This is a genomic window from Patulibacter minatonensis DSM 18081 (genome assembly GCF_000519325.1).
Lineage (GTDB): Bacteria > Actinomycetota > Thermoleophilia > Solirubrobacterales > Solirubrobacteraceae > Patulibacter > Patulibacter minatonensis.
The window spans coordinates 529,282-551,022 of the sequence record NZ_KI912613.1 but is presented as its reverse complement, the minus strand read 5'-3'; the positions used below and the strand labels follow the sequence as shown (position 1 = coordinate 551,022).

General features: G+C 74.2%; 16 protein-coding genes. 7 read left to right on the top strand and 9 right to left on the bottom strand.

The features are described 5' to 3' along the window. The 5 genes from PATMI_RS37165 to PATMI_RS0102645 all read right to left on the bottom strand — a co-directional run. Nucleotides 1-753, bottom strand: a 753-nt coding sequence (locus PATMI_RS37165; protein ID WP_026909751.1) for a hypothetical protein, incomplete at its 3' end; no start/stop codon positions are given. Further along, on the bottom strand, nt 753-2,000 hold the full coding sequence (locus PATMI_RS37160) for an MlaD family protein (protein ID WP_026909750.1): 1,248 nt from the start codon (nt 1,998-2,000) through the stop codon (nt 753-755). The genes PATMI_RS37165 and PATMI_RS37160, both read right to left, overlap by 1 nt. Further along, nucleotides 1,997-3,274 carry an MlaD family protein gene (locus tag PATMI_RS38485; protein WP_026909749.1) on the bottom strand — a complete coding sequence of 426 codons (1,278 nt, stop codon included), beginning with the start codon at nt 3,272-3,274 and terminating at the stop codon, nt 1,997-1,999. The genes PATMI_RS37160 and PATMI_RS38485 overlap by 4 nt, the downstream gene beginning before the upstream one ends. Continuing rightward, nucleotides 3,271-4,188, bottom strand: a complete 918-nt coding sequence (locus PATMI_RS0102650) for an MlaE family ABC transporter permease (RefSeq protein WP_245604064.1) — start codon at nt 4,186-4,188, stop codon at nt 3,271-3,273. Before PATMI_RS0102650 ends, PATMI_RS38485 begins: the two co-directional genes overlap by 4 nt. Beyond that, a complete protein-coding gene (locus PATMI_RS0102645) occupies nt 4,185-4,928 on the bottom strand; it encodes an MlaE family ABC transporter permease (RefSeq protein ID WP_026909747.1) in 744 nt (247 codons plus the stop codon). The genes PATMI_RS0102650 and PATMI_RS0102645 overlap by 4 nt, the downstream gene beginning before the upstream one ends. 435 nt (nt 4,929-5,363) lie before the next feature. On the opposite strand from PATMI_RS0102645, the gene PATMI_RS0102640 reads away from it, so the two are divergent. Further along, the gene (locus tag PATMI_RS0102640; protein ID WP_026909746.1) at nt 5,364-7,748 is read left to right on the top strand and encodes a hypothetical protein; all 2,385 of its coding nucleotides are present in this window, start codon (nt 5,364-5,366) and stop codon (nt 7,746-7,748) included. Nucleotides 7,749-7,759: 11 nt separating this feature from the next. Further along, nucleotides 7,760-10,732 carry an ABC transporter substrate-binding protein gene (locus tag PATMI_RS26845; RefSeq protein WP_084269551.1) on the top strand — a complete coding sequence of 991 codons (2,973 nt, stop codon included), beginning with the start codon at nt 7,760-7,762 and terminating at the stop codon, nt 10,730-10,732. Between the two features lie 79 nt (nt 10,733-10,811). On the opposite strand, the gene PATMI_RS0102630 is transcribed toward PATMI_RS26845, so the two are convergent. After that, nucleotides 10,812-11,324: a DUF4878 domain-containing protein gene (locus PATMI_RS0102630; protein WP_157260582.1), complete on the bottom strand. Its 513-nt coding sequence runs from the start codon at nt 11,322-11,324 to the stop codon at nt 10,812-10,814. 87 nt (nt 11,325-11,411) lie between these two features. Between PATMI_RS0102630 and PATMI_RS0102625 the strand changes: the two genes are divergently transcribed. Next, entirely contained in the window at nt 11,412-13,694 is a 2,283-nt protein-coding gene (locus PATMI_RS0102625; protein ID WP_026909744.1) for a hypothetical protein, read from the top strand. 389 nt (nt 13,695-14,083) lie between these two features. Here PATMI_RS0102625 and PATMI_RS0102620 read toward each other — a convergent pair whose 3' ends face one another. Together PATMI_RS0102620 and PATMI_RS26840 are read right to left on the bottom strand one after the other, a co-directional pair. Continuing rightward, entirely contained in the window at nt 14,084-15,040 is a 957-nt protein-coding gene (locus tag PATMI_RS0102620; RefSeq protein WP_026909743.1) for a DUF389 domain-containing protein, read from the bottom strand. A gap of 111 nt (nt 15,041-15,151) precedes the next feature. Then, the gene (locus PATMI_RS26840) at nt 15,152-15,982 is read right to left on the bottom strand and encodes a WecB/TagA/CpsF family glycosyltransferase (RefSeq protein WP_084269549.1); all 831 of its coding nucleotides are present in this window, start codon (nt 15,980-15,982) and stop codon (nt 15,152-15,154) included. Between the two features lie 49 nt (nt 15,983-16,031). Here PATMI_RS26840 and PATMI_RS36365 point away from each other — a divergent pair, with 49 nt between their 5' ends. The 3 genes from PATMI_RS36365 to PATMI_RS0102595 all read left to right on the top strand — a co-directional run bounded on the left by PATMI_RS36365 (nt 16,032) and on the right by PATMI_RS0102595 (nt 19,882). Further along, nucleotides 16,032-17,129, top strand: coding sequence for a glycosyltransferase family 4 protein (locus PATMI_RS36365; RefSeq protein WP_169738316.1), 1,098 nt, complete (start codon nt 16,032-16,034; stop codon nt 17,127-17,129). Then, the gene (locus PATMI_RS0102600; protein ID WP_026909742.1) at nt 17,126-18,178 is read left to right on the top strand and encodes a glycosyltransferase family 2 protein; all 1,053 of its coding nucleotides are present in this window, start codon (nt 17,126-17,128) and stop codon (nt 18,176-18,178) included. Before PATMI_RS36365 ends, PATMI_RS0102600 begins: the two co-directional genes overlap by 4 nt. 132 nt (nt 18,179-18,310) lie before the next feature. Continuing rightward, the gene (locus PATMI_RS0102595) at nt 18,311-19,882 is read left to right on the top strand and encodes an LCP family protein (RefSeq protein ID WP_026909741.1); all 1,572 of its coding nucleotides are present in this window, start codon (nt 18,311-18,313) and stop codon (nt 19,880-19,882) included. A 67-nt stretch (nt 19,883-19,949) separates the two neighbouring features. On the opposite strand, the gene PATMI_RS0102590 is transcribed toward PATMI_RS0102595, so the two are convergent. Next, nucleotides 19,950-20,300: a VOC family protein gene (locus tag PATMI_RS0102590; protein WP_026909740.1), complete on the bottom strand. Its 351-nt coding sequence runs from the start codon at nt 20,298-20,300 to the stop codon at nt 19,950-19,952. A 144-nt stretch (nt 20,301-20,444) separates the two neighbouring features. On the opposite strand from PATMI_RS0102590, the gene PATMI_RS26830 reads away from it, so the two are divergent. Beyond that, nucleotides 20,445-21,617 (top strand): hypothetical protein, encoded by a 1,173-nt coding sequence (locus PATMI_RS26830; RefSeq protein WP_157260580.1) that lies wholly within the window; start codon nt 20,445-20,447, stop codon nt 21,615-21,617. Nucleotides 21,618-21,741: the final 124 nt, after the last annotated feature.

Here is a 21,741-nt window from a genome sequence, read left to right as displayed (position 1 = left end):
GCGCCGGAGCGCCGGCGGGGTCCCGGCCAGGTCGCCGTCGGCGTGCAGGGCGCGCAGCACCGGTGACGCGTCGCCGACGAGCGTCCGCAGGGCGCCGGGCGACGGGGACGCGGCACGGGCCAGCGGCGTGGCGCGCTGCAACGTGTCGGGCAGGGCCGCGACGAGGTGGTTGAGGTGGTCGCCCCGGCCGTTCAGGCCGCCGCCGACGCCCTCGGCGGTGCTGCGGACCGCCTTCTGGGTCGAGCGGTCGAACAGCGCGGCGACGTCGCTGAGCTGGGTGGCGGCGGACGCGGGCCCGCGGACCAGACCCCCGTCCGCGAGGGGGCGGGACGCGTCGCCCGGCCGCAGGTCGACGTAGACGGCGCCGGCGACGCCGCGCAGCCGCACGGTGGCCTGCGCGTCCCGGCCGATCGGGCCGTGGTCCAGGTCGATCGTCACGAGCGTGCCGCGGACGCCGTCGGTGCTGCTGTCACCCGTGGCGGCCGCGACGTCGTCGGCGCCGATCTCGCGGGCGCCGCGGACGGTCCCGGCGCGCTCGCCGGCGATGCGGACGTCGTCGCCGTCCTTCAGGAGCGGCGCGCCCTCGGGCACGGCGATCCGGACGGTGTAGGGGTCCGACAAGGGGCCGCCGTCGATGGCGACGGTCGACAGCCAGGCCGCGACGAGGACGAGCCCGAGCAGCGCGGCGCCGAGCACGGCGTCGCGGCGACGGTGGTCCTTCGCGTGCGCGGGACGACGGCGGAAGCGGGCCATCACGGAGCTCCGAACGCCTTGGTCATGCAGCCCGGCTCGATCGGGACGCCGAACGCCTCGCACGAGAAGACCGCTGCGCCGCGCCAGTAGTTGCGGGCGGGGTCGGCGGTGACGTCGAGCGGCTGACGGCCGGGCTCGGCGCCCTGGTCGGCGAAGTTCACGAAGAAGCCCTTGGAGATCGCGGGGCCCGCGTCCTCGAACGCGGACGCGGTGGCGTCGAGGCTCGGGGCGGTCGCTTGCAGGCCGTTCAGGCCGGCCGTCAGCGACGTGAACGTGCCGCGGCCGGTCGTCAGCGCGCGTCGCAGGGCGACGAGCGTCGGACGCAGGTCGCCGGAGGCCCGGGCGGTCTGGCGGAGGAACGGCCGGGCGCGCTGCGCGGCCGTCGTCAGCCCCGGCGCGAGCTCGCCGAGCTCGTCCGCCAGCGGGACGACCCGGTCGACCGTGCCGCTGAGGGCGCCGGTGGTGCTCCGGACCTTCGCCAGCGTGTCCGGCAGCGCCCCGATGCCCGCCCGGAGCGGGGCGCGCTCCGCGGCGACCGTCGACAGCCGGCGCTGCAGGCCGACGAGCGCGCGCTGGCCCTCCGAGGAGGTCGACGCGAGGTCGTGCACCGCGGTCCCGGCCGAGCCGACGACGGACTTCAGGGCCGCCTGCTGGCTGTCGAGCTCGCGCAGGACGCCGTCGGTCGCGGTGACGGCGGGCCGGAGCGCGACGAGCGTCCGGGCCAGGTCGCCGCCGCGCCCGGCGAGTCCCCGGCCGCCCTCGACGAAGATCGCGCGCAGGCCGTCGCGCACGGGCTGGTCGAACGTCTCGAGCGCCTGCTCGAGGCGGGGGGCGTTGACCGTGCGGGAGATCGGGACCGGCCCGCGGAGCGGCCCGGGGGCCGAGCCGGGGGAGAGGTCGAGGACGACGTCGCCGAGCAGGTCGGCGGGGCGGATCGCGGCCTGCGCGTCGGCGCGGGGCGGCTCCAGGCCGTCGTGGAGCCGCATCGTCACGCGCGCGGTGCCGGCGCTCGTCAGGTCGATCGCGGAGATCCGGCCGGCCTTGGCGCCGGCGATCAGGACGTCCGCGTCGACCACGAGCCCGCGGGCGTCGGAGAACTCGGCGACGACCTGCTGCCCGTCGTCGCCCCGGACGAGCGCGCGGACGCCGAGGACCCCGGCGGCGGCCACGGCGAGCGCGACCACGAGGACGACCAGCCCGGCGAGCGGGACGGCGGGCCGGCGACGGTGGGTGCGGGGCGTGCTCACGGGCTCACCGACTTCGAGAGGAACGACTGCTGGAACGTCGTCCAGGGCGTGTCCTGGAGCGACCCCGGCGGGCGCAGGAAGGGCCGCGCGAGGCTGCCGGCGTCCTGCCCGTCCGGCGACGCGGTCCGGTTCGGGGTGGGCGGCAGCACGATGCCGACGCGGGCGCCGTGGCCGTTGCGGTCGTAGACGCTCGTGAAGTCCGCCCAGTTGGCGAAGAACGAGAAGAAGTCCGGCAGCCGGACCCGCGCCTCGTCGAGCATCGGGTTCGCCTGGTCGAGCGCCGGGGTCAGCTTCCGGGCCAGCGGCGTGGCCTCGTCGACGAGCGGCTTCACGCGCCGGAGCTGACCCGGGGCGGCGACGACGAGTTGCCGGAACTGCCCGAGCGCGGGCCGCGCGGCGACGAGCGTCGTCCGGGCCTCGGGGGCGATCGCGCGGACGGACCGGATCGCCGGCGCGGCGTCGCGGACGGTGGCGCGCAGGCGGGGGACCTGGGCCCGCAGGCGGTCGAGCGTCCCGCGGGGGGCACGCAGCGACGCGGGGAGTGCCTGGAGGCTGCGGCCGAGCGCCTCCTGCTCGGCGGCGGTGTCCCCGAGCACCGCGGCGAGGCGGTCGACCGCGGTGCCGGTGGTGCCGGGCGCGGCGGCCAGGGCCGAGGTCACCTGGGCGGTCGAGGAGACCACGCGGCGCAGGGCGGTGCCGTCGGCGGTGAGGTCCCCGACCGTGGCGCTCGTCGCGTCGAGGGCGGAGCGGGCGCGGCGGAGCGTGCCCGCCAGGGCCTCGCCGCGGCCGTCGACCGACGCCGCGGTCCCGGCGGCCACGCGGCGGACGGCCCGTCGGGTGGCGGGGTCCAGCGTGCTCAGGACCTGCTCGATCTCGACCGGCTGCTCGGTGCGGGCGAGCCCGAGCGTCGCGCCGTCGGCGAGCTCCGGACCCTTGCCGTCGGTGAGCGCGATCACGCGGTTGAGCTGGCCGCTGAGGGAGACCATGCGCAGGTCGGCGCTCGCGCCGCGGTGCAGGCGCTCGCCGCCGTTCAGGCGCACGACGACGCGGGGGCGGTCGCCGTCGAGGCCGATCTTCTCGACCGTGCCGACGTCGACGCCGCCGCGCTGGACCTGCGCGCCCTCGACCAGGCCGGGGACGGCGTCGAAGATCGCCGTGATGCGCGGGCCGTCGTCGTCCTCCCACGGGCGGAGCACGACGAGGCCGCCGACGACCACCACGGCGACGAGGCCGCCGGCGGTCGCCCGGACGCGCTGGGGTGACCGGCCGCTCATCCGATCGGGATCCTGCTGTTGGCGCCCCAGAAGACCAGCGTGCCGAGCATCGAGATGGTGGTGACGCCGACGACCGAGACGGCCATCGAGCGGGCGGTCGCGATCCCGACCTCGACCGGTCCGCCCCGGACGCGCGAGCCGTAGAACAGCGCGACGAGGACGACCCACGCGCTGATCACCATGCCCTTGATGACGGAGAAGAGGACGTCCCACTCGTCCTGGAACGAGAGGAAGAAGAGCTTCCAGGTGCCGGGGGAGACGTCGCCGAAGCGGACGACCGACATCAGGTAGGCGGCGACGAACGAGCTCGCGAGCGCGAGCAGGTACGCGATCGGCAGGACGACGAAGCAGGCGACCAGCCGGGTGACGGCGAGGTACGCGAGCGACCGGGTGCCCATGGCCTCGAGGGCGTCGACCTCGTCCGAGACCCGCATGGCGCCCAGCTCCGCGACGATCCCGCAGCCGACCTTCGCGGCCAGGATGTAGCCGAAGACGAACGGGACGACCTCGCGCAGGCTGCACCACGCGGAGAAGCCGCCGGCGATCGGGTCGAAGCCGAACGCGCGCGCAAGTGCGGTCGACTCCAGCCCGCACGAGCCGCCCGCGAAGAACGCCGCGGCCATGATCACGAGGACCGAGCCCGACGCGATCAGCGCGGCCTGGCGGACGGTCTCGGCGCCGAGCCTGCGGACGCGCGGGATCTCGCGGACGAGCTCGCCGCCGAAGGTCGTCAGCTCGCCCATCAGCGGGAAGAACCCGCGGACCTTCGTCGCGTCGACGGTCTCGTCGAGGCTGACGCCGAGCCCGCGACGGCGTCGGGTCGCGTTGCCGGCCTCGCCCGGTCCGCCCGGGTACCCGGCCCGCGGCACGGAGCTGTCGATGCGGTCCCGCGGGGGCTGCTCGGTCGCGCTCATCGGAGGACGTTGACCTCCGGGAACGTGGCGAGGAACCACTGGGTGTAGACGAGGTTGACGACGAAGATCGCCATCAGCGAGCCGACGACCGCCCGGTTGACGGCCCGGCCGACCCCGTGGGCGCCGCCGCTGGCGTGCAGGCCGTACCAGGAGCTGATGATCCCGATCAGGAGGCCGAAGATGCCGACCTTGACGACGCTGCCCAGCAGGTCGAGGAACGTCGCGTTGGCCATGAACGACGAGACGAACGCCCCGGTGGTGCCGTCGAGGACGCCGACCGAGGCCACGTAGCCGCCGGCGACGCCGAAGACGAGCGCGAAGACGTCGAGCACCATCAGCATCACGACGAGCGCGAGGGTGCGGGGGGCGACGATCGCCGCGACGGGATCGACCCCGAGGCTCTCGAGGGCGTCGATCTCCCCGCGGACGCGGCGCGTGCCGAGCTCGGCGGTGAGCATCGTGCCGACGATCCCGGCCACCACCGCGGCGGTCACGAAGGTCCCGAACTCGCGGACGATCGCGACGACCATGAAGCCGCCGGAGCGGTCGGTCGAGCCGAACGCCTCGAGGAAGTTGCCGGCCTGGAGCCCCGGGCCGGAGAACCCGAAGACCGCGACGGAGATCGCGATCGGCCAGAACGACGAGCGCAGGAGCTCGATGCAGGCGATCACGAACTCGCGGCGCCACGCGAACGGGGGCGTCGCGAGCGCACGGAGCACCGCGCCGAACAGCGCGACCATGCCGCCCCAGCGGCGTAGTCGGTCGGCCGCGCCGGCGAGCACGCGGGCCCCGGGGCCTGGGCGGGAGGCCGTGGGCTCCCGGCGGTCCGGTACGCGCGACGCGGGGGCGGGCGCGGGAACCGATTCGGTGGTGGGCGTGGCGTTCAAGGGGTCTTCCGCGGCGACCTGACGGCGCGTCAGCGCGCCATCGGGGTCTCCCTGAGTGCCGGGTAAACGAAAAGCGTAAACCCGGTATGGAATGTGCATAATAGCGATCCGAGTCCGACAAGCGTCCAAAAGGCTGGAAGTTGATCCATGAATCAGCTTTCGGTCCGGCCGGGCCTTCGACGACCGTCTCTCACGACCGACGCGCCTCATCCGGCGCTGACCCCCAAGGACCAGATGCAAGCGATTTGGAGGGCGTTCCCACGGGGACGCCGAAGCCTCGCGGCCCTCGTGGCCGCCGTCGCGGCGCTCAGTGCGGTGCTCGCGATCACCTCGACCCGGTCGGCGTCGGCCGGTCCGTCGGACACGCCGATCTCGGCGGAGTTCCTGGCCAACACGTTGTCGCGGGCGACGAAGATCGGGTCGGTCGACAACAACACGATCCCCGGCGCGATCGAGAAGCGCGACAAGGCCGAGGCCGCCTGGAAGGCCGCGCAGCAGAAGTACCGCGACCTCTACGCGATCGCCGTCAAGCCGGGCGCCACCAACGCACAGAAGGACGCCGCCCGGAAGGCGTTCCCGGATCCGCGGGCGAAGCCGGAGTACAACGTCGTGTGGTCGGGCAAGCAGAACGCCGCCGACGTCAACGCCGACGTGATCTCGAAGCTCGTCAACAACGCGACGATCAACCCGCAGGGCCTGCTCGAGCTGCTCGGGCCGCAGTTCCTCCCCGGGCTCGACGGCTTCCAGGTCGTCGACGTGCGCAAGTACAACACCGACGGCTCCGAGAACGACGACTACGGCAAGGTCGTCAACTTCGTGCAGCTGCCGCTGCCGTGGGGCGTGGAGAACGAGCCGCACCACATGCAGTACGAGTGGGAGGACGGCGACCCGATCATCGCCGGCGCCCTGTTCGCGTCGACCACGCACGTGCTGAACGTCGACGACATCCCGAACATCAAGCTGACCAACCAGATCCCGCTCACGGGCGTCGGCTACTCGATCCCGGACGCGTACGACGCGGTCGGTGACGGCCGCTTCATCGGGACGTACATGGGTGGCCCGGTCGCGAACTTCGGCGGCTCGCCGGGCGCGATCGCGGTCTTCAAGCCCGACAAGGAGAAGGGCCTCGTCGTCGAGTCCGTCACGCCGGGCGGCAACGTCCTGGCCGCGGGCGGCGCCGGCAAGAACGCCGGCGGCGTCCCGGAGCCGTGCTCCACGCAGGAGGCCCGGCCGCTGGGCACGTGCGCCAACCCGCACGGCATCCAGATCCGCCAGGACCTGAAGACGATGATCACGTCCGACTACGCCGAGCCGCGCGAGATCGTGCTCGACCCGGTCAAGACGCTGGACAAGTACGCGTTCCGTCCGACGATCCGCTCGTGGGACACCTCCAACCCGGGCGCCCCGCGCCTGACGTCGGTCGCGCACGTCCCGAAGGGGTGGCGCGAGCCGGCCCAGCGGGCGCACGAGAACTACGGGATCATGGAGAACGCCAAGACCTGGCCGACCACGAAGGACTACCCCAACACGCTGGAGTCCAAGGGCGTCTTCGCCGGCTCGATGTGCGGCGGTGGCGTGTTCTTCACCCCGGACGTGACGAAGCTCAAGGGCGACGCGTCGGACAAGTGGATCCAGGTCTGGGACGACGGCCTGTCGAACCTGAACACGAAGGACGACGTCTCGAAGTTCCTCGACCAGCCCGGCGACTGCGCCGGTGGTGCGTGGCACCAGGTGTCGCGGGACAACAAGTGGTTCTTCCGGGCGGTCCAGGGCCGCAACCCCGGGTCGGACAACTACTTCGACCAGGGTGCCACGAAGGAGCTCTACGACCTGGACATCCAGGACCTGATCAAGTCGGCGCAGGACGGCAAGGTCGCGTGCGACCTGACCAAGGGCATCGACACCGACGGTGACGGCAAGGTCGACCTGTCGGCGCAGCGCGCGGTGTACAAGCTCGCGCAGGGCCAGAAGGTCGCGGACTGCCCGACGCAGATCTCGACGCTGAAGGTCAACGACCCGACGACCGGTGGTCCCCACTGGGCGGCGCTCGACAACCACAGCTACACGGCCTCGGGCGCTCCGACGCGTCTGGTGTTCTCGGACTACTTCGTCTCCCGCACGGGCGTCGACGGTGACCACCGGTACTACCTGGTGAACATCGACAAGGACGGCAAGCTGTCCTACGACGAGGACTTCCGCGACGAGAAGACGGGTGCCCTGGGCATCAACTTCAACCGTCGCGACTGGCCCGGCACGAAGGACGGCGGGTTCTACAAGCCGCACTCGATGGTGTGGGTGACCCCGAAGGGCATCTCGCCGAAGGGTCAGGCGCCGCTGCCCGAGGTCCCGGCCGACACGCCGAAGTCGGCGAAGAAGCCCGCCCTCAGCGCCGCGTCGCTGAAGAAGGCGCTGAAGACGCTGCGGACGAAGACGTCCGCGAAGGTCAAGGTCAAGGCCCAGAACGCGAGCTTCACGAAGGTGAAGATCGTGGTGAAGGCCGGCAGGAAGACGGTCGCGACGGCGAAGGCGAAGTCGCTGAAGCTGAACAAGACCGGCTCGTGGACCCTGAAGCGCGGCAAGGCCAAGCTGAAGGCAAGGACCAGCTACACCGTCACGGTCTCCGGCAAGGTCGGGAAGACGACGGTCAAGCGCGCGGTGAAGGTGCGCTTCTAGCGCCCCCGACGATGCCCACGCCCGTTCGTGGGCGTCGCGCACAGCGGCCGCGGTGGATCTCCACCGCGGCCGCTGCCGTGCTGGCGCTCCTCCTGATCTTCCCGGCCGCAGCTGCGGCCCATCCCTCGCTGGTGCAGTCCTCCCCCCTGGGCGGGCTCGCGACGCAGACCGTCCCGAGCGAGATCCGTCTCGCCATGACGGAGGACGTCATCCCGCGCGGGTCGTCGATCGAGGTGCGCCGCATCGGCTCGGCCCCGGAGGGCCGCGTCGTCCGGGCGACCCCGCAGCTCGCGGGGTCCTCGGGCCTCCGGCTGAAGCTCCCGAAGCTCTCCTCCGCCGTCTACGAGGTGCGCTGGGTCGCCCTCGGCTCCGACGGCCACACGACCAGCGGCTCGTTCCGCTTCGGCGTCGACGGCGCGAAGGGCGCGCCGCCGCCCGGCGCCGAGCGCCTCGCCGGCCCCGGGTCGACCGCGACCGGCGGCCGCGGCGACGAGGACTCCGCGTCCGACGGCGCCTTCGCGACGATCGTCCGCTGGCTCGGCATCCTCGGCGTCGCCGTGCTCCTCGGCGGCGCGCTGCTGCGGCGCCTCGAGGCCCGCGCCGGCCACGTCCCGACGGCCGCCGCCCGGCTCGCCGCCGACACCCGCTGGCGCCGGCTCTCCGCGATCGCCCTGGCGCTTGCCCTGTTCGGGGCCGCCGAGGCGGTGGCGGTGCTCGCGACCGCCGGCATCGGCGACCCGTCGCTCGCCCTGCTCACCGGCAACGCCAACGGGCGGGTCGCGCTCGCCCGCCTCGTCCTGATCGCCCTGATCGGCCTCCCCGCCCTCCGCGTCGCGGCGTGGCGCCGCCGCGGCGGGGACCTCCCGCGAGCGGACGTCCTGCTGCTGACCGCCGGGGTGATCGGCCTGATCGGCTACGGCATCGACGGGCACGTCCAGGGTGGTCGCGGCTCGACGGTGTTCCCGATGGTCGTCGGCGCCCTGCACGGCCTGTCGGCGGGCGTCTGGCTCGGCGGCCTCGTCGCGCTCGTCCTGCTCGGCGGCGACCGGGTGCGCGCCTTCAAGGCCTACGCGCCCGCGGCCGTCGCGGCGACCGGCGTCCTGGCGGTGACCGGCACGATCGCCGCGTTGCGCGAGGTCGACGGCTGGTACTTCCTGCGCTGGAGCGACTACGGGCGTCTCCTGATCGTGAAGATCGTCCTCGCGGCCGCCGCCGTCCTCCTGGGCGGCCTGACCTGGCGGCGGCTTCGCGGGGTCGACGTCGGCACCGCGCTGCCCACCCGGTCGCGGCTGCTCCTGCGCGTCGAGGCCGGCCTCGCGCTCCTCGTCGTCGCGGCCGCGGCGATCCTCGCCGGGCTCGTGCCCGGACAGGGGCAGCCCGTCGCCTCGCAGCGCGGGAACATCCTCGGCGGTCCCGCGCTGGCCACCGCGGCGGGTGGTGGCGACCTGCTGCGCGTCACCGTCGCGCCGGCCCAGCCCGGGCAGAACCGCGTCGTCGTCGAGCCGACCGCGCTGAACGAGGGGCCGGCCGAGGGCCGCGTCCGGTCCATCGACGTCGAGCTCCGGTGCGCCTGCTCGCAGGGCACGGTCCGCGCGACCCTCCGCAAGGGGCCGCGCGACGCGTGGAGCGCCGATGTCCGGCTGCCCGCCGCCGGGACGTGGTTCGCGTACACGAAGGTCGGGGGGCAACAGCCGGCCACCCCGGTCGCGCTCCAGGTCGGCGACACCACCACGGGCGGCCCGAAGCCGCGCCTGGCGATCCAGACGGCCGACCTCTCGGGCGTCGACGCCCGACGCTGCCGCGCGCAGGCACAGGGCGTGGCGCTCGGCGTCGGCCGGTTGAACGCGTCGGGTGGCCTCGACGGCCACCGCAAGCTCGTCCTGCGGACCGTCGACGACCAGGGCTCCGCCGACCGCGCCGCCGCGGTCGTCCGCGACGCCCGGTCCGAGGGCGCCGTCGTCCTGGCGGCCCCGTGCGGCGCCGGCGCCGGGGGGGCGATCCGTGCCGCGGGCGACCTGCCGACCGTCGTCGCCGACCCCGACGCCCCGATCGCGGGCGGCCGGTCCACGTACCGCCTCGCGCCGGACCCGCGCGACGAGGGCCTCGCGCTCGGGCAGTACGTGAAGGACCAGGGTTTCCGGGTCCGGACGGACGCCCCCCGCCGGCTCAGCGTGATCCGCGCCGGGAACGCCGTCGGCTACGACGACCTCCTCGCCGGGATCCGGGAGGGCCTGCGGGGGACCGGCGTCGCGATCGACGTCGTCACGGACCCCGACCAGGCCGCGTTCCGGCGGGCGACCCGCTCGGACCGCGTCGTCTCGTCGGTCATCAGCGGCGACCGCGACCGCCTCTCGACGCTGCTCGCCGGCCTCGGGGAGAAGACGACGTCGCAGGTGCTGACCTCCGGCGACCTCTTCGACGAGCGCCTGATCATCGACAGCGGCGCGGCCGGGCTCCAGGGCACGATCAGCTCGCCGGGCGCGGTCCGGATCAACTCGAAGGACGGCGAGGCGTACGCGACCGTGCTGCCCCTCCTGTTCTCCGGCGAGCGCCCGTCGATCGCCGGGCTCCAGGGGTACACCGCCGGGCTCGCGCTGAACGAGGCGTTCCGGGACGGCTCGGACCCGAAGGACGTCCGAGCCCGCCTGGACCGGCCCCGCGCGTTCACCGACGCGATCACCGGTCCGTGGCTCCGGAACGCCCGGACCCGGGGCGCGCCCTTCTTCACGATCGTGCAGCCGCAGTTCCTGCCCGAGAACCTGATCCCGGAGGGGACGGGGATCACGGGTGCGACCGCGGTCACCGGCAAGTACTTCCCGGGAGGCTCGTGGTCGCCGCTCGAGGGCGCCGTCTACGGGGCGAGGGTTCCCGGCGGTCCGGTCCTCGGTGCCGCGCAGACGCCGCTGGTCGGCCGCGACGGCAGCCGACCCGGACCGCCCGGCGGCACGCCGATCCCGGGGACCGGCGGGGTGAAGGCGCCGTAGGGCGTGCAGTCGCGGTCCGCGTCGGGCGACGCGGCCCGTGGCTGCGCGCCCCGACGGCCGGGTGCCGCGGAGGCGCTCCCTACTTCGTGTGGGGCTGGGCGATCCGCCACGCGCCGCGCTCCTTGCGCAGGCGCATCGTCAGCCCGGTCCTGGTGGCGCCACCGGCGCCGCCGGTGGAGACGAGCGTGACGAGGGCGTCGTCGCCCTTCTCGGTGGCCGACGCGACCTTCAGCCCGTTGAGGGACTGTTGGAACTGGTCGGACCCGCCCCCGGACTGGTAGGCGACGTCGATGCCCTTCGCGCAGGTGTCCTTGGAGGCCTGCGCCACCTTCGCGCGGTACGACGCCGTGTAGAGCTCGCACACGGTCCTGCCGTCGCCCTTCGTGAACGCCGCGATGTAGCGCTCGACGACGCCGCCGGGGGCCGACCGCTGGGCCTTCACGGCCTTCGCGTCGGTAGCCGGGGCCGCGGCGGTCGTGCCCGGGACGTCGGCGGCGACCGTCTTCTGGTCGTCGTCCCCACCCCCGCATCCGGCGAGGACGAGGGCGAGCGCCACTGCTGGAGGGGCGAAGGTGCGGGCGGAGCGCAGCATGAGGCCGCGCAATTTACCTGAATACCGATGGGGATTACGGTCCGCCCGGTTCCTCGCGGCCACGGTCCGTTGCGTACGCTGCGTCGGGTGCAGCGCGCCGACCCGATCGCCCCGGCCCCGCCGGAGCTCCACGAGGAGCCCGGCGGTGGCGTGGACACGACGCCGCCCGCGACCTCCGCGGCGGCCGCGGAGCCGGCGTACGGTCCCGACCGTGCCGCGACCTCCTGGCTCGCCACCGGGCTCCTGTTGCTCGCGACGCTGGCTCTCGCGGCCGTGTTCGCCGCGAAGCTCGAGAACCCGCAGTGGAGCGTCAACCTCGTCGAGCAGACGGTGCGGGCGGTCGGGGCGGCCGGCTTCGTGCTCTTCGTGCCCGGTCTCGCGCTGGCGCGCCTGCTGACCCCGCGTCGCCTCGGGCGCTGGTGGCCCGTCCTGATCCTGCCGTTCGGCCTGGCCGGCAGCACGCTCGGACTGACGGTGCTCGCGCTCTGCGCCCTCCGGCCGCCCGTGGCGACGATCGTCTTCCTGCTGCTCTCGCTCGCGCTCTGCGTCTGGACGTTCCGCGCAGGCCGCGCGCAGGTCCCGAAGGCGGACTGGCCGGCGAGCCTGGCGATCCTCGTCGGGGCCGGCGGCGCAGCGCTGCTGACCCTGCTGCCGCTCGTCCACGCGGGCTACCTGACGGTGCCGGGGACGAACCCCGACGCCCACCAGGTGATCGGCGTCGCCTGGTACCTGCAGGAGGCCTACCCGCTCGGCGTCCACACGCAGACCGCGCTCGACAAGATCCCCGCCGCATGGAGCGGGCGCATCCCGATCTTCCACCCGTTCGGTGCCGCGATCGAGGTCGGGCGCTCCGGCCCGATCGAGATGTTCGCCCCGTTCGTGGCGCTCCTGACGGCCGGGGCGGCGCTCGGGGCCGGCCTGTTCGCCGCCGCCGCGCACCGCCTGCCGGGGTGGGGTGCCGGGCTCGTCGCGCTGCTCGTCGGCGGCTCCGCGTCCGTGCTCTACAGCGCGCTGCACCCGTACTACAACCAGCTCTACGGGGCGGCGCTGATGCTGCCCGCGCTGGCGCTCGCCTGGGTCTGGCTGACCGAGGACGATCCCCGCGCCGGCGCGCTGACGATCCTCTTCCTCGTCCTCTCGCTGATCGCGTACCCGACGACGCTGCCCTACGCGGTGCTCGTGATCGCGGCGATCGCCGTCGGTGCCCGCAAACGTCCGCGGATCCCCGCCGGGGTCCGGCGCCGGCTGCGGCGCTTCTGGCCGCTGGTCGTGCTCTTCTTCGGCATCTCGGTGGCGGGCGCGCTGGCGAAGCTCGCCGGGGTGCTCACCCAGTTCCTCGGCGACACGCCGTTCTGGCAGGGCGACATCAACGTCTTCCCCCCGCACGGCGCCGCGTACGGACTCGCGAACAACGCCTGGATCGTCCCCGTCGCGATGGCGGCGATCGCCGTGCTCACGCTCTGGCGGACCGGCCGGCGCGCGGGCATCGCCTGGCTCGCGCTCGCCGCGCTGCTCCTCGTCCTCGACGTGATCCTGCGCGGCCGCGGGACCGCCGAGTACGTCGACTACAAGCACGTCACGTTCACCGCGCTGATCCTGCTGCCGCTGGCCCTCGGCGGGCTCGTCGCGCTGGTGGCGGGGGCGCGCGGGGGCGCGGCGGCCGGGACGTCGGCGGAGGGCGTCGCGGCCGACGACCGCGGGCCGGCCTCGCCCGGGTCCGCAGCGGCGTCGGCCGACCCCGCCGTGGACGCCCCAGCACCGGCGGCGACCGCCGCTGCGGCGCCCCCGGCCGGACCGGCGCCCCGCTGGTCCGCGCGCCGGGTCGTCCCCGCGGCGCTCGGCGGCGTCCTGCTGCTGGCCTGGGGCGCGCCCGCGTACTCGGCGTCGAAGGACCAGGTCGTCGACACGAATCCGAACGTGACGCCGCAGCTGTTCGACGTCGTCCGCTGGAGCCCGCAGATCCCGAAGGGTCGCTCCGTGCTCATCGACATCCCGGCCACCGGGACCCAGCTGTGGGCCACGCTGTTCCTCGCGAAGGACCATCCGGTCGCGACGACCGACCCCGTCTCGAGCACCACGACCTACTCCGTCGCGCCGCTCGGGAAGCGGGCCGACTACGTGCTCGGCCTGAAGCTCGACATGGAGACCGGGAAGCCCGTGCCGCCCCCGCGGTGGGCGGTGGGCCGGCCGATCCTCCAGAACGACCAGTTCGGCGTGTGGCGGATGCAGCTCCCGCCCGCCGAGGACCGGAAGGTCCCGCGCACGGCCTCGGACCGCCTGGTCGAGCCGCACCCGGAGCCCTACGGCGAGGCCGCGCGGCGCAACCTGCTCCACATCACCGGGAACCCGTCCCGCGAGAAGGGGTTCTAGGAGGACGCGGGACGGGTCGGGTGGCCGGTCGGCGGGGCCGCGGTCCACGGTGGTCGGTGGGTCGGCGGTGTCGAGGTCATCTCCGGTTGGTGGGCGACCATCGGTGACCTCGGGACCTGGGCTGGGCCGCCGGTCGGCGGGGCCGCGGTCATTCCCGGTCGGTGGGCGACCATCTTTGACCTCGGGACCTGGGCCGGGCCGCCGGTCGGCGGGGCCGCGGTCATTCCCGGTCGGTGGGCGACCATCGGTGACCTCGGGACCGGGGCTGGGCGTCCGGCCGGTGGGACCGCGGTCGAGGGTGGTCGGTGAGCGACCAGCGTTGACCGCCGGACCGGGACCGGTGGTCTCGACCGCGTGCGGCGGACGGACCCGGCCGGCCCCACCCCGGGTCACTCCGACGGCCGCGCCGCCCGTCCCGCCTGGTGCCGACGACGCCGTCTCGCGTACGACGCCCGGACGACGAGGAGCGTCGCGCTGCCGGCGAGGACGACCAGGACGACGTTCGACGCGAGCTGCACCGCGGCGCCACCGGCCGAGTCCCACTCGCGGAACGCGGCGGCCAGGCCGATCTGTGCCGACGCGGGGATCGTCGTCACCGAGATCAGGACGCCGACCAGCGCCCCGGACTTCGCGGTCAGGAGCGACAGCATCCCGGCGGCGCCCGCGGCCAGCGCCGTGATCACCGTGAAGGCATCGGGGCGGGAGATGATCGACGACAGGCCACGGTCGAAGTCGAACGCGTCGGGGGTCAGGTCGAGCTGCACGATCAGCTCCGCGAGCGCCGCCGCCACGCCGATCGCGATCACCAGTCCGACGGCGGTGGTGATCAGCGCCGCCCGGGCCTCGGACCCGCGGCGGGCGTCGACCGCGACGCAGAGCCCCGCGAGCGGCCCGAAGTCCGGGGAGACGACCATCGCGCCCACGATCAGGATCGCGCTGTCGGTCATCAGTCCCGAGAGCGCGATCGCAGCGGCGAGGGCCATGAACGTCACGTACGACCACGAGACGCGCGACTCCTCGCGGCTTCGGGCCTGCACCGCCTCCCAGACCACCGCGTCGGACTCCTCGCCCGGCGCGTCCTTCGTCGCCCGCCGCGCCGCCGGGGAGTCCGCGAGCTCGACGCGCTCCACGGCGATCGCCCCGTCCTCCGTCACGCCGAGCGCCCGCAGGTCGGCCAGCAGCAGGCTGGCGTCCTCGTTGGCGACGTCGCAGAGCACCAGGTCGCCGGCGGGCTGCCGGCACGCCCCGGCCAGGACGACGACGTTCGTCGTGGCGTCGTCGCGCTCCAGGAGCTCCGCGACGGCCTCCGTGCGCGTGGGCTCGCTCACGATGCGGAGGTGGAGCACGCGTCGACGGTAGCGACCGGGTCGGCGATCCCGTCCCTCCGACGCGACGGCGGACCCGGCCCGACGACGCGGCCGTGACCCCGCCCCGACGACGCGACCGCGATCCCGTCCTTACGAGGACGCCGAGGCCGCGCGCGCCGCGGCGCTGCGGCGCTGGCCCTCGTCGGCGACGCGGACCAGGAAGGCCGGGTTGCCGAGCAGGTACCGCTTCCACATGCGACGGGGCTCCACGGCGAGGCGGAAGATCCACTCCCAGCCGTTGTCGGCGAGCCACGACGGGGCGCGGGGGACCTGGCCGGAGACGTAGTCGAAGAGCGCTCCGACGGTCCACAGGACCGGCGACGGCGAGCGATCGGCGACGGCGTCGGCCCACAGCTCCTGCTTCGGGCTGCCCATGCCGATCAGGACGATGTCGGGGGTCGTCGCCTCGATGTCCTCCAGCACGCGCTCGCCGTGCGGCGAGTCGGGGTCGAAGTACCCGTGGTGGGTGCCGACGATCCGGAGGCCCGGGTGCTTGACCCGCAGCTGCTCGCTGGCGCGGGCGGCGATGCCGTGGTCGGAGCCCAGGAGGTACAGGGAGAGGTCGCGCTCCTCGCAGAGCGCGGCGAGGTCCCAGATCCAGTCCGCGCCCGTCATCCGGTGCGGGCTCTCGACGTCCAGCAGGCGCGCGGCGAGCCGGACGCCGTAGCCGTCGCAGTACACGAGGTCCGACGTGCGCAGGATGCGCCGCAGCTCGGGGACCATGTGGGTCTGGTTGAGCACGTGCGCGTTCGCGTACATCACCCGCCGCGTGTGGCGCTCCGGGCGCGGCGCCCGGCGGTAGTCCGAGACCCACGACGTGATCCGGTCGAGCATCGCGCCCGGCGTGTCGAGCTCGATGTCGATGTCGAACATGCGCACGGAGCCTGCGGGCTCCGGCGTGGTGGTGGAGGACTCAGCCATGCGGAAAGGCCATGCTAGACGCGTTCGCGCCGTGACGTGGGATCCTTCCGTGGTGACGCTCCGCGCCGCATTCGACGCCCGCGACGCGTTCCGGGCCGACCTCCGCGGCTGGGGGCGATACGCCGCAGACCTCCTCGGGGCCCTCGCCCGGCGGGACGACGTCCGCGTCGTGCCGTACGCCGGGGGCGGGCGGCTGCCCGAGATCGCGTGGGAGCAGGTCGGCTGGCCCGCCAGGCTCTGGGCGCGCGGCGCCGGACGACCGGACCTCCTCCACGCGCCGAACTGCTTCCTGCCGCTCGTCCGTCCCTGCCCGGGCGTCGTGACGGTCCACGACCTGGCGTTCGAGACCCACCCCGACGACTTCGCCCCGCGGACCGGCTGGAAGTACCGGACGTTCACCCGCCGCGCGGTGCTGTCCGCGGAGGCCGTGATCTGCGTCTCGCGGGCCACCGCCGACGACGTCCTGGAGCGCTACGGCGCCGACCCCGGGCGCGTCCACGTCGTCCCCAACGGGCCGTCGTTGCCGCTCACGACGGAGGCGACGACCGCTGCGGTCGATCCGGCGGTCCCGGTCTCCGTGGCGGGGCGGTCCGCCGCGGCGGGGGCACCCGGGGAGGACCCGGACCGCCCGTACCTCCTGGCGATCGGCGACCTCCGCGCGAAGAAGAACCTCGAGCGCCTGGCCGACGCGTGGCGGCTCTCGGGCCTGCCCCACCGGCTCGTGATCGTCGGGGCCGGCGGCACCCATCCCGCCGACACGCCGGAGGGCCGCTTGGCCCACGGACTCCGGGCGCGGGGCGCGGAGCTGCCGGGGTACCTGCCCGACGCCGAGCTCGACGCGCTGCTGCGCGGCGCCACCGCGCTGGTCCACCCGTCGCTGTTCGAGGGCTTCGGGCTCGTCGTCCTCGAGGCGATGGTCCGCGGCATCCCCGTGGCCTGCAGCGACATCCCCTCGCTGCGCGAGACGGCCGGCGGCGCGTCCGCCCTGTTCGACCCCCTGGACGTCGAGGACCTCGCCCGCGGACTGCACGACGTGGTCGACCGCGGCGCCGCGTACGGCCCCGCCGGGCGCACGCGCGCGAGCGGCTTCTCGTGGGACCGCGCCGCCGAAGAGACGGCCGCCGTCTACCGTTTCGTGCTCTCGTGAGCCGCGTCACGATCCTGATCCTCTCCGTCAACGAGGCGCCGCTCCTGAAGTGGTCGCTGCCCGCTGCGTGCGCGCAGGGGGCCGACGAGGTCGTCGTCATCGACAACGCGTGCACGGACGCGACGCCGGAGCTGACCGAGCAGCACGGCGCCCGTCGCCTGCGGCTGACGCGTCGCCGCGGGTACGCCGCGGCGATGAACGCGGGCCTCGCGGCGTGCGGTGGCGACTGGATCCTCTGGTGCAACGCCGACTGCGTCCTGGAGCCCGGGTTCCTCGAGGCGCTGCGACCACACCTCTTCAGCCCGACGCTCGGATCCGTCGTCCCGCGCCTGATGCGCGCGACGGGCATGGAGCCCGAGAAGCGCCTGGACGAGCTCGACGCCGCCGGCATGACGATCGACCGCCGGCGCAAGAACGGGCTGGTCGGCCACGGCGAGTCTCCCGAGCGCTACACCCGCGCGGGGCCGGTCTTCGGCGGCGACGGCGCGTGCGTCCTGTACCGCCGCGAGTGCCTCGAGGAGTGCGCCATCGGGCTCGAGGTCCTCGACGAGGACATGGGCCTCTGGGCGACCGACGCGGACCTCGCGTGGCGCGCGCAGCTGCTCGGGTGGGAGGCCCGCTACGAGCCGCGCGCGGTCGCCTGGCACAAGCGCTTCTACAGCCCGTCGACCCGCAACCTCGTCGACGAGGCGCACCGCCGGCTGCAGTTCCGCAACCGGCTGCTGATGGTCATCAAGAACGAGACGCCCGGCGGCTTCGCCCGGAACGCCCCGTCGATCGTCGGCTACGAGATCCTGGCGCTCGGCTGGGCCGTCCTTCGCGAGCGGTTCCTGCTGCGGGCCTACGTCGACGTCGCGCGGCAGCTCCCCGCGGCGCGCCGGCGCCGGAAGTGGGTGCAGTCGCGTCGGCGGGCCGCACGCCGCGGTCGTCTCGCCTCGGGCGGCCGGTCCGGTGGACCGCCGTTCGGGATGCTGCCGCCCGGGCCCCCGCCGCCGGTGCAGGACGCCCCGGGCGGCACGCCGGGGGCGACCCCGCAGCCGTCCGCCTGACGAGCGGCGGCGCGCCGGCGCCGGGAGCGTCGGCGCGCCACTGCGACGAGGGATCCGGCCTTCGTGCTCCAATACCACGTCGTGGAGGCGTTCCCGCGATCACCGATCCCGCGTCCGGGACGACGCCTCGCGATGCGTCTGACGCTCTCGGGGCTGCTCGTCGTGGTGCTCAGCGGCGGCGCGGTCGCGGCCACGGCGGAGATCGGGGTCAGCAAGGTCCCGAAGCCGAAGCCGTTCCCGACGGCCGACGCACCCGAGACCGATCCGACGGCGAACCCGGGCAGCCCGCAGACGCTGCTCCTGACCGGCCTCGACCACCGGTACGCCGACGGCAAGGGCACGCCGAGCCGGTCGGACACGATGATGCTCGTCCGCCTGGACCCGGAGGCTAACGCCACGACGATGCTGTCGCTGCCGCGCGACCTCGAGGTCCCGATCGTCGGGTACGGCACCGCGCCGCAGAAGCTCAACGCCGCGTGGGCGCTCGGCAACGGGCCGAAGGTGCTGACGAAGACGATCCGCACGAGCCTCCTCGGCACCCCGCAGGACCCGTTCCGGATCAACGGCGTCGTCGCGATCCGCTTCGACGCGTTCTCGAAGGCCGTCAACGAGCTCGGCTGCATCTACACGGACGTCGACCGCAAATACCTCGTCGCCCCCGGCGCCGGGTACGCCCAGATCGACCAGCCCGCCGGGTACCAGCTGCTCTGCGGGCAGGACGCGCTCGCGTACGTCCGCTTCCGGCACGCCGACAGCGACATCACGCGCGAGGCGCGGCAGGCGAACTTCCTCGCCGACATGCGGACCCAGGTCGACGCGCAGGACGCCCTCACCGGCGGGCTGCTCGGGGCGATCGAGCCGTTCGTGCAGTCGACGATCCAGGGGAACCGGCAGTTCCTGCGGATCGCGAAGCTCCTCGTCGGCGTCGCCGGCAAGCCCACCAAGCGGGTCAAGCTCGCGACGACGTTCACGGCCGACGGCGGCGTCGCCACCACCCCCGAGGCGCTCGCCCGGGCCCGGCGGCAGTTCATGGATCCGCCGAAGGAGAAGAAGGCGAAGCCGTCGTCGTCGGGGTCGACCGCGAAGGCCGGGGCGTCGAGATCCGGGTCGTCGAGCGCGAAGCGCCGGAAGCGGCGCCCGACCACGGCGCTCCCGCCCACGATGATCGCCGACAAGCCGGGCGCTGAGCAGGTCGCGTCGCTCGTCGGCTCGCAGACCTCGGGCCTGCCGATCTGGGCACCGACCGCCCGCCTGAGCGCGGGCGTCTACGAGTCCGAGGCGTCCCGCGGCTACGAGATCCTCGACAAGAAGCGCCGTCCGAAGTGGCCCGCGTACCGCATCGTCGTGCAGACGCAGGACGCCGGCGAGTACTACGGCGTCGAGGGCACGACGTGGAAGGACCCGCCGATCCTGAAGCTCGCCTCCGGCACCGTCCGGCTCGCGGGTCGCACGTGGAAGGTCCAGTACGACGGCGGGCGCATCCGTCGCCTGTTCTGGCAGAGCCCGGGCGCCACCTACTGGATCAGCAACACCCTCGGCGACGACCTGACCCCGCGCGAGATGTACGCCCTGGCGCGGACCTTCGCCCGGCGCAGCGCGTCCTCCGGGGCGGCGGCGGGCACGACGTCGAGCCCCACGCCGACGACGCCGGACCCGGCTGCGGTCGGGGCCCCGGCGACGTCCGGGACGACCGGCGCGCCGTAGCCGGGGCGGCCCTGCCGGCGCGCCCCTCGCCGGCGACCGCGGCCGACCGCCTCGGACGGGTCGGCGGCTACGCCGCGTGTGCGAGCACGTTGACGACGTTGCCCGACGCGTCGCGGAGGAAGAACCGCCGTACGCCCCAGGGCTCGTCGGTCAGGGGGTGCACGATCTGCAGGCCCGCCCGCACGGCCTCCCCGTGGGCCCGGTCGACGTCGTCGACCTGCAGCGACGCGGTCGGGGTGACCGGCGCGGTCTCGTCGGCCTCCATCAGGCTGAATTGCGCGCCGCCGCCCGCGGAGCCGAGGGTCACGATCCATCCGTGGTCCATCAGCACGTCGACGCCGAGGACGGCGCGATAGCAGGCGACGGCGGCGCGGAGGTCGCCGACGGTGAGGATCGGCACGGCGCGGGAGAGCGTCATCGCCCGCCCGTACCCGACTCCGGGCACCCACCCCGGGGTGATCTTCGGGGTGATCTTGACGAAATGTCGGTGTACGGCGTGAGCCGCCGGATACGGTCGGTGCGTCCCCAACAGCGGCCCCGCGTCGCAGGAGTCCACCTCCACATGCCCACAGCACCAACATCCCGTCGAGTCCGCCGACGTCGCCTCGCCGTCGGCCTGGCGACGACCGCCTTCTTCCTCGTCCCCTCGGCCGCGCACGCGGCGAGCGTGGCGCTCTTCGACAACCCCGACTACATCGACACGAGCGACGTCCTCGAGGACGGAGAGCACGAGGGCTACAACGTCCGCGCGACCTACGAGTCCTTCGGCGACACCGTCACGCGCTTCACCGCCACGGACGGACCGGGCATCCGCGCGGCGCTGGCCGGCAAGGACGTCTTCGCGATGCCGGAGCAGGAGGAGGACTCCCTGAACCCCGATCTCGACGACGACGCCCGCGCGGCGGTCCGCGAGTACGTCGCCGGCGGAGGGCGCCTCGTGGTGTTCGACGACTACATCGACGGTGCGCCCGACGACGGCTCGTTCCTCAACGGCGTGTTCGGCTGGTCGCTCGACGAGGAGCGCGACAACGATTCGTGGGACCTCGTCCCGCAGGCGGCGGACAGCCCGTTCGCCGGTGCTGCGCCGACGATCGAGTACCAGGACGACACCGAACCGGCGACCACCGACACGTTGCCCGCCGGCGCCGTGCCGGTCTACCGGTCTACCGACGGCACGAGCAATGCCGTCTTCACCGTGCCCTACGGCAAGGGCACGATCGTCTTCATCGGGTACGACTGGTACTCCTCCGCCCCGCCCGTGGCGCCGGAGGACGGCGGTCAGGACGGCGGATGGATCAACGTGCTGCAGCGCGCCTCGGCGAAGCCCGTCCCGGCGCCCGTGCCCGTGCCCGTGCCCGTCGAACCCCCGGTGCCCGCCCCGCCCGTGCCCGTCGTCCCGGTCGCGCCCGCCGCGGTCGTCCCGCCGCGCCCCGTCGACACCACGCCGCCGGTCGTCTCGAAGCTGTCGGCCACGCCCCGGCAGCTTCGGTGGCGCGTCTCCGAGCCCGCAAAGATGCAGATCTTCATCTCGAAGCGCGTCGCGACGCGCCGCGCCGGGCGCACCGCCGTCTCGTACCGACGCGTCCGCGCGCTGCAGGTCAGCAAGCGGTTCGCGGGCATCGCGAGCGTCCGCCTCGCGGCCGGTCTCGGACACGGCCGGTTCCGGATCTCGGTGACCTCGCACGACAGCGCCCGGAACCCCGGGAGGACGGTCCGGGTCTACCGCACCTGGTGATCCTCCGGCGCGCCGCGGTCTCCCGACCGCGGCCCGCCGGGCCCCAGCCTCGGGTGTGCGATGCCCGTTCATGTCCGCTTTCTGCCCGCTTCGGCGGGTTTTGTCGTTGTTCGGCGCATCGTGT

What these genes read in the sequence shown, in the direction of transcription:
- PATMI_RS38485 (WP_026909749.1), bottom strand. Translation starts at nt 3,274, where the DNA reads ATGAGCGGCCGGTCACCCCAGCGCGTCCGGGCGACCGCCGGCGGCCTC.
- PATMI_RS0102650 (WP_245604064.1), bottom strand. Translation starts at nt 4,188, where the DNA reads ATGAGCGCGACCGAGCAGCCCCCGCGGGACCGCATCGACAGCTCCGTG.
- PATMI_RS0102645 (WP_026909747.1), bottom strand. Translation starts at nt 4,928, where the DNA reads ATGGTCGCGCTGTTCGGCGCGGTGCTCCGTGCGCTCGCGACGCCCCCG.
- PATMI_RS26845 (WP_084269551.1), top strand. Translation starts at nt 7,760, where the DNA reads ATGCCCACGCCCGTTCGTGGGCGTCGCGCACAGCGGCCGCGGTGGATC.
- PATMI_RS0102630 (WP_157260582.1), bottom strand. Translation starts at nt 11,324, where the DNA reads ATGCTGCGCTCCGCCCGCACCTTCGCCCCTCCAGCAGTGGCGCTCGCC.
- PATMI_RS26840 (WP_084269549.1), bottom strand. Translation starts at nt 15,982, where the DNA reads ATGGCTGAGTCCTCCACCACCACGCCGGAGCCCGCAGGCTCCGTGCGC.
- PATMI_RS0102595 (WP_026909741.1), top strand. Translation starts at nt 18,311, where the DNA reads ATGCGTCTGACGCTCTCGGGGCTGCTCGTCGTGGTGCTCAGCGGCGGC.
- PATMI_RS0102590 (WP_026909740.1), bottom strand. Translation starts at nt 20,300, where the DNA reads ATGACGCTCTCCCGCGCCGTGCCGATCCTCACCGTCGGCGACCTCCGC.
- PATMI_RS26830 (WP_157260580.1), top strand. Translation starts at nt 20,445, where the DNA reads ATGCCCACAGCACCAACATCCCGTCGAGTCCGCCGACGTCGCCTCGCC.